This window comes from Rhodoferax sp. UBA5149, from assembly GCF_002413825.1.
In the GTDB taxonomy this organism is placed as follows: domain Bacteria; phylum Pseudomonadota; class Gammaproteobacteria; order Burkholderiales; family Burkholderiaceae_C; genus Rhodoferax.
On sequence record NZ_DHXT01000111.1, the window covers coordinates 1 to 14,002 of the forward strand.

Here is a 14,002-nt window from a genome sequence, read left to right on the forward strand (position 1 = left end):
GACCAGATCACGGTGAAAAACTGGTTTGCCGACAGCACGGCTTACAACCAGATCGAGCAAATCAAGTTTGCGGACGGCACGGTGTGGACCTCAGCTACTGTAAATGCAGCTGTTCTAGCCGCCCCCACCGGTACCGACAAGACCATCACCAGCAACGAAGACACTGGCTACAGCCTGAGCGCGGCGGACTTTGGTTTTAGCAGTGGGAATGTCGCCAACAGTCTTGGTGCCGTGCGCATAGACAGCCTGCCTGTGGCCGGGAGCCTGAAACTCTCCGGCAGCAGTGTGACTGCCGCGCAGGTGATTAGCGTGGCTGATCTTGCCGCCGGCAACCTGGTCTTCACGTCGGCGGCCAACGCCAACGGCAATGGCTATGCGGGATTTAACTTCTCCGTCAAGGATCAAAACGGCGCCATGGACGCCACACCCAATACGCTGACCTTCAACGTCACGCCCGTCAACGACGCCCCTGTGCTCAGTGGTGCCAAGGCTACTTTGGCTGCGGGAACCGAAGACACGGTCTACACCATCACCCAAGCCAGCCTGCTCACCGGCTTTAGCGATGTGGATGGCAATAGCTTGTCGGTCGCCAACCTCACGGCCAACAACGGCACGCTCTCTGCGTTCAACGCCACGACGGCAAGCTGGACTTTTACCCCGAATGCCAACTACAACGGCGCAGTGGCGTTGAACTATGGCGTCAGCGACGGTACGGTGACGCTTGCGGCCACGCAAAGCTTCAATCTGGCAGCGGTGAACGACGCCCCCACGGGCACTGTGATCGTCAGTGGCGCGGCCACCCAGAACCAGACCCTCAGCGCTGCCAACTCTTTGGCCGATGCCGATGGCATGGGCACGCTGGGCTACCAGTGGCAAACCTCGACTAATGGCATTAACTGGAGCGCCATCGGTGGTGCCACGGCGAGTAGTTTCACGCTTACCGCCAGCGAAGTGGGCAACCAGGTGCGGGTGGCAGTCAGCTACACCGACGCCCAAGGTACTGCCGAGGCCGTGGCCAGTGCAGCAACCGGGGCGGTGGCCAGCGCCATCAACCGCGTGGTGGGAACAGCGGGCGCAGATGTGCTGACCGGCACCACCGGGGCGGACCAACTGGAGGGTTTGGCAGGCAATGACACCTACGTCGTCAATAACGCGGGCGACATCGTCATCGAAAACCTGAACGAAGGCACCGACCTCGTTCAAGCCAGCGTGAGCTATACCTTGACGACCAACGTGGAGAACCTGACGCTGACGGGCACCACGGCCATCAATGCCACCGGCAATGCGCTGGACAACGTGCTCACCGGCAATGCTGGCGTCAATGTGCTCACCGGCGGCGCGGGTAACGACACCTACATCGTCGGCAGCGGTGACACAACCATTGAGATCGCAGGCGGGGGTACTGACACGGTGCAGAGCGCGTTGACCTGGACCCTGGGGACGGAGGTGGAAAACCTGACGCTGACGGGCGCCACCGCCATCAACGGCACGGGCAATGTACTCAACAACGTCCTGACCGGCAACACCGGCGTCAACATACTCACCGGCGGCGCGGGCAACGACACCTACATTGTGGGTACGGGTGACTCGACGATTGAGGTCGCAGGCGGCGGTATCGATACCGTGCAAAGCGCTGTGACATGGACCCTGGGCACCGAGGTGGAGAACCTGACGCTGACGGGCGCCACCGCCATCAACGGCACGGGAAACACGCTGAACAATGTACTGATCGGCAACAGTGCGGCCAACACCCTGAGTGGCGGTGCTGGCGCCGACACCATGTTGGGCGGCCTAGGCAATGACACCTACGTGGTGGACAACGCGGGAGACGTCGTCACTGAAAACCTCAACGAAGGTACCGATCTGATTCAGTCCAGCGTGAGCTATGTACTGTCCGCCAACGTGGAGAACCTGACCTTGACTGGCACCGCAGCCATTAACGGCACCGGCAACGCCTTGAACAACACCCTCACGGGCAATGCTGGTGCCAATATCCTGGACGGCGGCACGGGTGCCGACACGATGGTGGGCGGTGCGGGCAACGACAGTTACTACGTCGACAACGTGGGCGACATCACCACCGAGGCCGCCTCTGCGGGCACCGACGCCGTGGTTTCCTCCATCAGTTGGACGCTGGGCACCAACCTGGAAAACCTCACGCTCAGTGGCACGGCCAATGTCAACGCCACGGGCAACACGGTGGCCAACGTGCTCACCGGCAATGCCGGAGACAACGTGCTAAGTGGCGGCGCAGGTGCAGACACCCTGATTGGCGGTCTGGGCAATGACACCTATGTGGTGGACGTGGCAACCGACATCGTGACCGAAGGCTTGAACGCCGGTACTGACGTGGTGCAGTCTGCAGTGACCTACACCTTGGGTAGCAACGTCGAGAACCTGACCCTGACGGGCACCACAGCCATCAACGGCACCGGCAACACCCTGGACAACGTGCTGCTCGGCAACAGCGGGGCCAACACGCTCACCGGCAACGCAGGCAACGATACGTTGGACGGCAAGGCAGGCGCCGACATCCTCATCGGTGGCACGGGCAATGACACTTACTGGCTGGGACGCGACTACGGCGCTGACAGCGTTACCGAGAACGACACCACGGCGGGCAACACGGACGTGGCACGGTTTGGCGCCAGTATTGCCACCGATCAGCTGTGGTTCCGTCATGTCGGCAACAACCTGGAGGTGAGCGTCATCGGTACCACCGACAAGCTCAGCTTGAGCAACTGGTACCTGGGCAGCCAGTACCACGTCGAGCAGTTCAAAACCAGCAATGGCAAGACGCTGCTGGACAGTCAGGTGCAAAATCTGGTGAGTGCGATGGCTGCCTTCTCGCCACCGGCCGCCGGGCAGACCACGCTGTCAGCGAGCTATGCGACCGTCTTGAATCCGGTGATTGTGGCGAACTGGCAGTAGCGGGAACCGGGGCAGCTCAGATGGCTGAGCTGCCCGTCGCACGTGTCTGCAAAACTATTTTTGGACGCGCCTTGTTGAATCGCATTTTCCCCTTCCAATGGGTCACCTGGCACGGCCTGGTCGTGCTGCTGGGCCTGGCCATTTACGCCATCGCCTCGCATACGCTACGGCAGCGCCGCCATCCGTCGGCCGCCATCGCCTGGGTCGTTTCACTGGTTTTGCTGCCTTACGTCGCCTTGCCGCTGTACCTGATTTTTGGCAGCCGAAAAATTGTGAGCGCCCGTCGCGCTTTGAACCCCCAACCGTCAACAGGTCGGGCCAGCGACATCGGTCAACCGGCCACCCAGGCCGGGCAACTTGCCGCCGCCATGGGCCTGCCCCAGGCCGCTTCGTTCGAGCGGCTCACGATCCACCAGGACGGTGGGCAAGCGCTGCAGTCCTTGCGCGACATGATTGACGGCGCCGGCCAAACGCTGGATCTGTGCAGTTTCCTTTTCGGGCGTGACGTGCTCGGTGATGAAATAGCGCTGCATCTGATACGGCGTGCGCGGGACGGTGTTCGGATTCGCCTGTTGATTGATGGCATCGGTTTTTATATGGGGGGTCACCCGAATTTGAAGCGGCTCTCAAGGGCGGGGGTGCAAGTGGCCTTGTTCGTGTCGCCCCTGAGCTCCCCTTTGCGCGGACGCACCAACCTGCGTAACCACCGCAAGATGGTCATCGTTGACGGCGAGTGGCTGTGGTCCGGCGGACGCAACCTGGCGGCCGAATACTTTGAGGGTGATCAGACGTCCTTGAGGAAAAAGTCGCCCTGGATTGACCTGAGCTTCGACTTGCGGGGCGCCCTGGCCCGGCAGGCGCAGCAGCGCTTTGAACAGGACTGGGTTTTTGCCACCAAAGGCACGACTGCGAATACGCTGCAGCCTGCTCTGCCAGCGCCAGCGCCAACGACCACGACCACGACCACGACCACGACTCCGACCACGAGCGCCCGGCTGGTCGCCAGCGGCCCCGACCAGGCCGAAGACACGATCTTCACGCTGCTGGTGTCGGGCTGCTTCACCGCGCACGCCCGTATTTTGATGGTGACGCCTTATTTTGTGCCCGAGCCAACGCTGCTGATGGCGCTGACGCTGGCAGCCCGGCGCGGTGTGGCGGTTGATCTGCTGCTGCCCCGCCAATCGAACCATCGTCTGGCCGATATGGCCCGTCATTCGGCGCTGCGGGAGCTGGCATCCGCGGGTGCCAGCATCTGGCTGGCGCCCCGCATGATCCACGCCAAGGCGGTGTTGATCGACCATGACTTGGCTTTGGTGGGCTCCGCCAACCTGGACGAAAGAAGTCTGTTCCTCAACTATGAGCTGATGGTCGCGTTCTACGATGCGCCGGTGGTGCGGAGCTTTGCCCGGTGGATTGAGCAGCAGCGCAGCAGCGCCACGCGTTACCGGCCACGGCCCCCCGGACTGGCGCGCGATCTGGTTGAGGGCTTGGTGCGATGGGTCGCTTTTCAACTGTGACGCCAGACTGAGGCAGACAAGGCACTGTGGGTGTAAGTCCATTCCTACGCGCGATCGCGCGCGTAGCCGCTGGACGGGCGCTGCCGCGCGGCCGATGATGAGGCTTTTGTTCCCTCGACTTGGAAGGCCATGCAATTCGACGTCAACTCCATCTGGATCCTGCTCAAGCAGGTCTCAAAATCATGGCTTGACGATTACGTGCCCAGCATGGGGGCGGCCTTGGCGTACTACACGATGTTTTCGCTGGCACCGCTGCTGCTGATCGTCATATCAGTAGCCGGGCTGGTCTTTGGTGAGGACGCCGCGCGCGGCGAGATCGCGGCGCAACTTGGCGCTCTGATGGGTGCGCGAGGGGCGAGCGCCGTGCAGGATTTGCTGGCCAGCGTTCACCAGCCGACCGAAGGCGCGGCCACAACGGCATTGGGTGTGGTACTCCTGTTCGTGGGTGCCACCACAGTGTTCGGCGAGCTGCAGGACTCGCTGGACCGTATCTGGCGGGTGCCCACGCGCGGGCGTACGAGTGGCTGGCTTACGCTGGTGCGCGCGCGGCTGCTCTCGTTCGGGATGATCCTTGCCATTGGCTTCCTCCTCATCGTATCGCTCGTCGCCAGCGCCGCATTGGCAACCATGACTCGCTGGTTTGAGCCGGTCTTTGGTGGCTGGTTGGCCATGGCGGTGGTGATCAACGCCATCGGCGGCTTCTTGCTGGTGGCCGCCATGTTTGCGTTCATCTACAAAGTCATGCCGCGCGTTCGCGTGCAGTGGCAGGACGTGTGGATCGGCGCCCTGTTCACAGCCTTGCTGTTCAGCCTTGGCAAATCATTGATCGGTCTGTATATCGGTCGCAGTGGTGTGGTCTCTGGTTTCGGCGCCGCCGGGTCGCTGGTGGTCGTATTGTTGTGGGTTTACTACTCGGCCCAGATATTGCTCATCGGTGCGGAATTCACATGGGTCTATGCGAACGCATTTGGCTCGCGCAAGGTCGCAGACACCCAGCAAAACTTGCGTTCGGTATCAGCTTGTTAATCGAAAAGGATGAATCCATGAAAAACTCTTCTGCCAAGCCAACCGTGATCGAGATCCGAAAAGGCCAGGCACCCGCCCCGCTTGAGCGAGCAGAGTTCAGTGTGCGGTTTCGTGCCTCCTTCATCGATCCGGCGTTCCGCGCCGAAGACCCGTCCATCGCGCGTCTTGAAGCGATCGCCTGGGACGCCTACATGGAGGGCCGCAAGGCCCCCTTCACGCAGAAAGCCGGCCCGGGCTATGCGGATCCGGACTACGATTTGTCCACCGAGTGGATTGCCACGAAGCAGCGCATCGACGCGGCCCAATTGCGCTGTGCGGATCCGACCGGTCCGTCCCGGGTATTGCTGATCTGCGGCTCGGCGCGCAACGACGGCACCTGTCCGGGCGAGATGTCCAAGACTTTCCGGCTGCTGCAAATCGCACGCGAAACGCTGGCGCAGGCTGACATCCTGCCCGATGTGCTCGACCTGAGCTTGCTTACGTCCGATTACGGCCGAAAGATCCACCCCTGCAAGGGCTGTGCGTCCACCGCGATGCCGCTATGCCACTGGCCATGCAGTTGCTACCCCAACCACGCGCTGAATCAGACCAACGACTGGATGGCCGAGATCTACGAGCGCTGGACTGCAGCCCATGCGGTGATCATCGTCACGCCGGTGTACTGGTACCAAAGCCCCAGCCCCCTGAAGCTGATGATCGACCGCCTGGTGTGCGCTGATGGCGGCAATCCTGACCCCACTTCTACCTCAGGCAAGAAGGCAGGCAAGGCCAAGGAACTGGAGATGGCCGGCTGGGACTACCCCCAGCATCTGGCCGGGCGTGCCTATGGGCTGATTGTCCATGGCGACGTAGCGGGCATTGAGGATTCGCGCCGCGCCTTGTCGGACTGGCTCGATTGGATGGGCTTTATCGACGCTGGTGTGCAGGCGCGATTGGACCGCTACATCGGCTACTTCGAGCCCTATGCCAGTAGTCATGAAGCGCTGGATCGCGATCTGCCGGTGCAAGAGGAAGCGCGCAATGTAGCGCGCGCGGTGATGCAGACGGTGGTTGAGTTGCGTGCCGGCCGGCTGCAGGCGGTGCAGCCCAAGCTGACTCGTCCGCGGCCAAAATGAGTCCTTCGCAGGGTTCATTTGTGCGGCGACGCACAGACCTGCCGGGGTATGCCGGGTAACGTTAATCCGTATCTGTTTTGAACGGATGATGCCGAGGAGAAATGTTATGGACGAATACCGTCACTATGTATCTGGCTTTTTTGCCAACCGTGACGACGTTGAAGGTGCGGCTGTCAAGCTTGTCCAGCGGGGCGTGCCGCGGGAACGGCTGCAGATCTTCGAAACCGACTCGGCCACGTCGGCACCCGTGCCGAAAGCGGACAGCAACGCGGTGCTGAAGGACGTACTTGTCGATGGCACCATTGGGACCGCTGTGGGCGCCGGGCTCGGCGCGCTGGCGGAGGTGGCGCTGGTGGCGGCAAATGTGAGTCTGTTCGTCGCCAGCCCATTGCTCGCTCCTCTCGTGATGCTGGGCTGGGGCGCCAGCATCGGTGGCTTGCTTGGCGCCACGGCCGGCGCTGTAACCAGCCCTGCACCCGACGCCGGGACCAAGGACGGCTGGCTATCGGCGCTGGTTCGCGATGCCATTGCAAGTGGGCAGATCGTTCTGGTGGTACAGGCCCGGACGGAGCAGGAGACCGTGATCGCACGGGACGTCATTCAGGCGTCGGTTGGCGATTACAAGGAGATTGGCACGGCGTGAACGAGATCGTCTCCACCAGATCACACTTCTCAGGAGTTTTTACATGAATAAGACTGATCCGCCCAAAGTATTGGGTGTCTTCAAGCCGGTGGGACACACCGTCATCGCATTTCGGTCCGATGCTGACATGCAGGCTGCAGTGACTGCCTTGGTCGAGCAGGGGTTCGTTGAATCGGCATTGGTCCGCTACGCGCCAGCGGAAATGCAGGCCCAAGTCGATGCGGAGTTGCAAGCTGCGAGCCCGCTCGCGTCATTCGGGTATGAGCTGGACTTGGTCAAGGCGCACGGCGTGCTGGCGCAAAGCGGATGCAGCTTCCTGGTCGTGCACGCCCCCGACGACGCGCAGGCCGAACGCGTCGCTGCGGTGGCGCGTGCAACGAAAGCAGTCGCCGGGCAGCACTATGGGACCTTCATGATCGAGGAACTGACTGAGCTGGCACCGGGGGGTGCCCCCGCTCTCTAGCCAGGTACACGCCCTTGCGCTGGGCCGACCCGACCAGTACGTCCCGGGGGTTGCGAACCGGAGCTTGTTCACTTCTGCGTACGGCTGCGTACAGACGCATCAGGGTACGGCGGGATACGCTCTGAGCCTATCCGTCTTGCGCGGGTCTTTTAACAGGAGGTGCCATGGATGAATACCGCCATCATGTGTTGGGTTTCTTTGTCAGTCGTGACGAGGCAAACATAGTATTTCTTACCCTGGTCGAGCGGGGGGTGCCGCGAGAACGACTAGAGCTATTCGAAACCGACTCGGCTTCGCCTAGACTCGCGCCGCAAACGCACAGCAATGCAGTGCTGAAAGACGTACTCATAGACGGCGCCATCGGCACCGTGACCGGTGCCATCGCCCGCGCGGTGACTAAGCCCAAGGAGAAGGAAGGATGGTTTTCGGATCGGGTTCGCGACGCGATCTCAAGCGGACAGCTTGTGCTGGTGGTGGACACCCGTACCGAGCAAGAAACTGCCGTTGCACGGGATGTCATCTCGGCTTCGGTCAGCGAATACCGGGAAACCAGTCCAGCGTGAATGCGCTTGATGCGACGGACTCAGCGCACCGCGCCGCAAGGCATTTCACTTGCGTCTTCAAACCTCGCGCGCGAGCCGCAGGCCGGAGAATTGCCAGCGCGTCTCGGGTGGGAAGAAATTGCGGTAGCTCGCGCGGATATGGCTGGCCGGTGTGACGCACGAGCCGCCGCGCAGCACGTACTGGCCGCACATGAACTTGCCGTTGTATTCGCCGACCGCGCCCGCAGCGGGTTGGAAGCCGGGGTAAGGCCCATAGTCGCTGCGGGTCCATTCCCAGACGTCGCCGAAAGCCTGCGCCAGCACGCCATCGGCCCCGGCCTCACGCAGTGCGAGGGGGTGCAGGGCGCCACTTTCGAGAAAATTGCCTGTGCGCGGTAGCTCACGCGCGGCGATTTCCCACTCGGCTTCGGTTGGCAGCCGGGCGTTGGCCCAACGCGCAAAGGCGTCCGCTTCGAAAAAGCTGACGTGACAGACTGGTGCGTTGGGGTCCACCGGCACCTCGCCATGCAGGGTGAAGGCATGCCACTGGCTATCGCGCTGCGTCCAATACCCGGGCGCCTGCCAGCCGCGCGCGGCCACCGCTTCCCATCCGGCGGACAGCCACAGTTCCGGGCGACGATAGCCGCCATCGGCAATGAATTCGATGAAATCGCCGTGCGTCACCGGATGGGAGGCGATCTGGAACGCGTCAAGCCAGACACGATGGCGTGGCGTCTCGTTGTCGAAGCAGAAATCATTGCCAGAGTGACCGATCTCATACAGGCCCTCTTTGAAGGCGAACCATCGTGGATCGCGCGCGTGGATCGGCGTCAGCGGCCATGGTTTTTGGTAGGTCGGCTTTTGCGGATTGCGTGAGAGCAGATGCTTCAAGTCCGTGAGAATGAGCTCCTGATGTTGTTGCTCGTGATGCAAGCCCAGTTCAATCAGGTTGGCGACTTCCACCGGCAATGGCGCCATGGACAGCAGGGCGAGCATGGCCTCGTCGACGTGCTGGCGATAGGCGAGCACCTCCTCGAGGCCGGGGCGTGACAGCATGCCGCGTTCGGGTCGTGGATGCTTGTCGCCCACCGTGTTGTAGTAGGAATTGAAGAGAACGCGATACGCGGGATCGAAGCCGCAATAGCCGGGCTGGTGTGGCTCCAGCACAAAAGTTTCGAAAAACCACGTTGTGTGCGCCAGATGCCACTTCACCGGACTAGCCTCCGGCATCGATTGGATGGCGCAATCTTCCGCCGACAGCGGATCCGCGAGCGCCCGTGTGGCCTGACGGACAGAAAGGTATTTGTTGTCCCGCCCTGGGGTCGCCTCGGTACGCTGAATTGCCGTTGTCGAATTGCGCATTGGGTTCACGAATACCTCCATAAATTCACGTCCTGGCAGGCGCGAGTTTAATCAAGCATTGCGAAAGACGCATCGGCCTGTTATTGTTTCATGGTGCGCAGCGTGTGAAGATGGCGACGAGGGCTATTCCATGCCCTTTGTGCGCCAGTCAGATGTGCACCATTCAAGGTTCCAGTCATCCAACTTTCCTTAACCTTCAGGAGACAGCCATGATTCAATTCCGTACTGCGATCTACAGCGGTTTGCTCGCCAGTGTGCTCGGGCTCGGCGCTTGCAGCATGATGCCTCACGCCAGCAGCGTCTCGGCCAGCCTCTCCGGGGCGAGCGAGGTCCCCGCGAATACCAGCGCGGCGACTGGCTCGCTGGACGCTAGCTTGAACAAAGACACCCACGTTCTGAGCTGGACCGTCACCTACGCTGGCTTGAGCGGTCCGACCACGGGTGGACACTTCCACGGTCCGGCCATGGCGGGACAAAACGCGGGCGTGGTGGTCCCGCTCGGCGGGAGCCTGGCCAGCCCGATCAAGGGAATGGCGACGCTCACAGCGGCACAGGAAAGCGATTTGATGGCAGGAAAGTGGTATCTGAATCTGCACACCGCAGCCCATCCAGGCGGGGAAATTCGGGGCCAGGTCACCTTCCGTCCCTAACGCCTGACTCGCCCGCGCCGCAACTGTGGCCTACCGCACAGACCAGTAGGGACGCCCCTTGTACGGTAGCCCCTTTACGTTCACAGGAGATAGTCATGGCGCAATACCAGATAGCCGTTGTTGTCGGCAGCCTTCGTCGCGATTCATTCAACCGCCAGTTGGCGAACGCCATCGTCAAGCTGGCGCCGCCAGAATTCTCGTTCAAGCAAGTGCAAATCGGCGACTTGCCGCTTTACAACCAGGACGACGACGCACACCCTGCTGAATCGGTGAAGCGGCTGAAGGCCGAAATCACGGCTTCGCAGGGTCTTCTCTTCGTCACGGCCGAATACAACCGCTCTATCCCCGGTGTTCTGAAGAACGCGATTGACCACGCCTCGCGCCCCTATGGCCAGAGTGCCTGGGTCGGTAAACCCGCCGGCGTGCTGGGCGCTTCGGTCGGTGCCATCGGCACGTCGATGGCGCAACAGCATCTGCGCAATATTTTGGCCTACCTGGACGTGCCTACGCTGGGCCAACCCGAAGCCTTTATCCACGCGAAGGATGGCTTGTTCGATGGCGCTGGCAACCTCAGTGAAGAAAGCAAAAAATTCCTGCAGAACTGGATGACCCAGTACGTTGCCTGGGTGAAAAAACATTCTACGGAATAAGCCTCGCATCGGCACAAATTATCAAAGTCCTGCAATCTCCCTCTATGCCGCCTCTATTCGAACCCTCTGCAGCCATGTACTTTCGCGGAATCGGTATCGCGACGCCAGCGGCGCGCTATACCAAGGCCGAGTGCCTGGACGCGTTCCAGAAATCCGACTGGTTTTCGCGGCTGGACGCGCGCGCCCATTTCATCGCCCGCACCGTGCTGCAGCGCGACAACGGGATCGAGGCGCGTCGCCTTGCGCTTGACTCGCTCGACGAGGTCTTCCGGATCGACCCGGACACGCTGGCGCGGCGCTTTTTGACCCACGCACCGGCGCTCGCGGCCCAGGCCGGCGAGCGTGCGCTCGCGCGAGCTGGGCTGGCGGCGAGCGACATCGGTGCCGTCATCGTCAGCACCTGCACCGGTTACCTGTGCCCCGGCCTCTCGGGCCATGTGGTCGAGCGCCTGGGCCTGCGCGCCGATGTGCAGGCCTTCGATCTGGTCGGCCAGGGCTGCGCAGCCGCGCTGCCGAATTTTCAGCTTGGCCGCGCCTTGCTGGCATCGAACGCGTGTGAGCACGTGCTGTCGATTTGCGTCGAGGTCAGCAGCGCCGCAATGTACCTCGACAACGACCCCGGCGTGTTGATCAGTGCCTGCCTGTTCGGAGACGGCGCTGGGGCGGCGGTTCTGTCGCGCCGACCCGATCCGGGTGGGCGGCGTATCGAGTGGACCGACAGCACGTCATTGATCAACCCGGGCGAACGCCAGGCGCTGATGTTTGAGCAGCGCAACGGCATGCTGCGCAACATCCTGACGCGCGCCGTGCCGACGCTGGCCGCTGACTATGCGCGAAGGGTGCGTGACACCGTGCTGCAGCGTGCCGGTTTGCGCACGGCCGACGTGAGCGCCTGGATCATGCATGCGGGCGGGCGCGACGTGCTGCTCGCGCTGGAGCGGGTATTCGAACTCGAAGCCGAAGACTTCCGCTACAGCGCCGCGATGTTGCGCGAGTACGGCAACTTGTCGAGCGCGTTTGTCTACTTTGTCCTTCAGGCCGCACTGGCGGACGAAGCGCCCGGCGGCTGGTGGTGGCTTTCGTCGTTCGGCGCCGGCTTCAGCTGCCACGGCGCCTTGCTGCGGGTGAGTGGATGATGCCCCGGATTGTTGCCGTCGAAACGCTCGATGGTCTCGCCGCGGACGACCCCGCAGCGATGCGCTCGCGTCGCGACCTGAGGCGCCTTCATCGCGCAATGGGCACGCGCTCGATTGTGTCGCGGGCATTGAAAGACATGACGGCGTCGCGCCGGACGGCGGCGCCGTTGCGGGTGCTCGAACTCGGCGCCGGGGATGGCCGCCTGATGCTCGGCGTTGCCCGGGCGCTGGCACCTGCCTGGCCGCAGGTCGAGCTGACCTTGCTGGACCGCCAAACCCTGATTGAGCGCGCAACGATAGCGCGTTACGGCGAGCTTGGCTGGAGTGCGGTCGTCAAAGTGGTCGACGTCTTCGATTGGGCGGCTGACGCCACCGACGCGCGCTTAAGGGGCCGCGCAACGGCGCACTGGGACTTGATAGTCGCCAACCTTTTTCTGCACCATTTCGAAGGCGCGCAGCTCACCGCGCTACTCACGGCCATTGCGGCCAACGCCGACCAGTTCTTCGTCTGCGAGCCGCGCCGCGCCTGGCTCGCACTCGCAGGCAGTCACCTGGTTGGCGCCATCGGCGCCAATGCAGTGACGCGCGAAGACGCGGTGCTGAGCGTGCGCGCAGGTTTTTGCCGGAACGAGCTCACGGCGCTGTGGCCGACCCAGGGTGTTGAATGGCAGTTGCAGGAATATTCGGCAGGTCTTTTCAGCCATTGCTTTCGCGCACGGCGCCTGGCGGCGAACGGATGAGGACCGGGTTCGATGCGCTCATCGTCGGCGCGGGTCCGGCCGGGTCGTCGGCCGCGATCCTCCTGGCGCGGGTCGGCTGGTCGGTCGCGTTGATTGAGAAGCAGCGCTTTCCGCGCCGCAAGGTCTGCGGCGAATGCATTGCGGCGAGCAACCTGCCTTTGCTGGAGGCCCTGGGCATCGGGCCTGCGTTCGAGGCCGATGCCGGACCCGAATTACGCCAAGTCGCGCTGATGCGCGGCGAGCGCACGGTGGTGGCCGATCTGCCGGCCGCCGCGCATGACAAGTACCGATGGGGCAGGGCGCTCGGTCGCGAGACGCTTGACACCTTGCTGCTGGCGCAGGCCCGCGCAAGCGGCGCGCACATACTGCAGCCCTGGTCCGTGCAGGCCATCGACGGCACGCCCGGTGACTGGCGTTGCGAAGTTCGCGCCATGGATTCACAGGAAACGCTGACCCTGCGCGCCCCGATTGTCATTGATGCGCACGGCTCATGGGAGCTGCTGCCTTCGAGTCGGCCGCGTCGGCGCGTGGCTCATAGGGCTTCCGACCTGATCGCCTTCAAGGCCAATTTTCGCGAGGCAAAGCTGGACGAGGGCTTGTTGCCGGTTCTCTCTTTTGACGGCGGCTATGGTGGCATGGTGGTGGCGGGCGGCGGTGTGACCACGGTGGCCTGCTGTGTCCGCCGCGATCGTCTCGACGCCTGGCGGCACGCATCGCCTGGCTTGCGCGCCGGTGAGGTGGTCGAAGCCATGCTCCAGCGCGCGTGCGTCGGCGTGCGCGTCGCGTTGCAGGCGGCTTCCCGCGACGGGCCCTGGCTGGCAGCCGGGCCGCTTGATCCTGGCATTCGCCTGACCGATGACGACGGTTTGTTTCGCATCGGCAATGCCGCGGGCGAGGCGCATCCGATCATTGGCGAGGGCATGAGCATGGCGCTGCAATCGGCGTGGCTGCTTTGTCTGCAGTTGCTCGACGACGAGCGGCGCAAAGACGCACCCGTACAGGTCTGGCAATGCGAGGCCGGACGTCGCTATGCGGCACAGTGGCGGCGCCAATTCGAGCCGCGGCTGCGCCTGGCTGCAGCCTTCGCCAACGTGGCGATGCGCCCGGCTGGCGCCGCGCCGCTGCTGGCGCTGGCCCGGGCCTGGCCCGGGCTCCTGACGCTGGGTGCGCGATGGGGCGGCAAGGTACGTTGCGCCGCTGATCCGGTGGACCTAACATGACGACAAT

13 protein-coding genes are annotated in these 14,002 nt (G+C 62.9%); 12 read left to right on the top strand and 1 reads right to left on the bottom strand.

Annotated features, from left to right (window positions below):
- The 7 genes from B3V69_RS10025 to B3V69_RS10055 all read left to right on the top strand — a co-directional run.
- On the top strand, positions 1–2,931 hold a 2,931-nt coding region (locus tag B3V69_RS10025), incomplete at its 5' end, for a tandem-95 repeat protein (RefSeq protein WP_296446148.1).
- Between the two features lie 71 nt (positions 2,932–3,002).
- Complete coding sequence (locus B3V69_RS10030) at positions 3,003–4,448, top strand: phospholipase D-like domain-containing protein (protein WP_296446149.1); 1,446 nt, start codon at positions 3,003–3,005, stop codon at positions 4,446–4,448.
- 129 nt (positions 4,449–4,577) lie between these two features.
- A complete protein-coding gene (locus B3V69_RS10035) occupies positions 4,578–5,474 on the top strand; it encodes a YihY/virulence factor BrkB family protein (protein WP_296446151.1) in 897 nt (298 codons plus the stop codon).
- A 17-nt stretch (positions 5,475–5,491) separates the two neighbouring features.
- Complete coding sequence (locus B3V69_RS10040; RefSeq protein ID WP_296446153.1) at positions 5,492–6,589, top strand: flavodoxin family protein; 1,098 nt, start codon at positions 5,492–5,494, stop codon at positions 6,587–6,589.
- A 106-nt stretch (positions 6,590–6,695) separates the two neighbouring features.
- Positions 6,696–7,232, top strand: coding sequence for a hypothetical protein (locus tag B3V69_RS10045; RefSeq protein WP_296446155.1), 537 nt, complete (start codon positions 6,696–6,698; stop codon positions 7,230–7,232).
- A gap of 43 nt (positions 7,233–7,275) precedes the next feature.
- Entirely contained in the window at positions 7,276–7,695 is a 420-nt protein-coding gene (locus tag B3V69_RS10050; RefSeq protein ID WP_296446158.1) for a hypothetical protein, read from the top strand.
- 164 nt (positions 7,696–7,859) lie between these two features.
- Entirely contained in the window at positions 7,860–8,258 is a 399-nt protein-coding gene (locus tag B3V69_RS10055; protein ID WP_296446160.1) for a hypothetical protein, read from the top strand.
- 57 nt (positions 8,259–8,315) lie between these two features.
- Here B3V69_RS10055 and egtB read toward each other — a convergent pair whose 3' ends face one another.
- Positions 8,316–9,599: an ergothioneine biosynthesis protein EgtB gene (gene egtB / locus B3V69_RS10060; protein WP_296446194.1), complete on the bottom strand. Its 1,284-nt coding sequence runs from the start codon at positions 9,597–9,599 to the stop codon at positions 8,316–8,318.
- A 209-nt stretch (positions 9,600–9,808) separates the two neighbouring features.
- Here egtB and B3V69_RS10065 point away from each other — a divergent pair, with 209 nt between their 5' ends.
- From B3V69_RS10065 to B3V69_RS10085, 5 genes are all read left to right on the top strand, one after another.
- Positions 9,809–10,249 carry a CHRD domain-containing protein gene (locus B3V69_RS10065; RefSeq protein WP_296446162.1) on the top strand — a complete coding sequence of 147 codons (441 nt, stop codon included), beginning with the start codon at positions 9,809–9,811 and terminating at the stop codon, positions 10,247–10,249.
- 95 nt (positions 10,250–10,344) lie between these two features.
- Entirely contained in the window at positions 10,345–10,899 is a 555-nt protein-coding gene (locus B3V69_RS10070; protein ID WP_296446164.1) for an NADPH-dependent FMN reductase, read from the top strand.
- A gap of 74 nt (positions 10,900–10,973) precedes the next feature.
- Positions 10,974–12,035, top strand: coding sequence for a type III polyketide synthase (locus B3V69_RS10075; protein ID WP_296446166.1), 1,062 nt, complete (start codon positions 10,974–10,976; stop codon positions 12,033–12,035).
- Positions 11,969–12,775, top strand: coding sequence for a class I SAM-dependent methyltransferase (locus tag B3V69_RS10080; protein ID WP_296446168.1), 807 nt, complete (start codon positions 11,969–11,971; stop codon positions 12,773–12,775). Before B3V69_RS10075 ends, B3V69_RS10080 begins: the two co-directional genes overlap by 67 nt.
- Positions 12,772–13,995, top strand: coding sequence for an NAD(P)/FAD-dependent oxidoreductase (locus tag B3V69_RS10085; RefSeq protein WP_296446170.1), 1,224 nt, complete (start codon positions 12,772–12,774; stop codon positions 13,993–13,995). Before B3V69_RS10080 ends, B3V69_RS10085 begins: the two co-directional genes overlap by 4 nt.
- Positions 13,996–14,002: the final 7 nt, after the last annotated feature.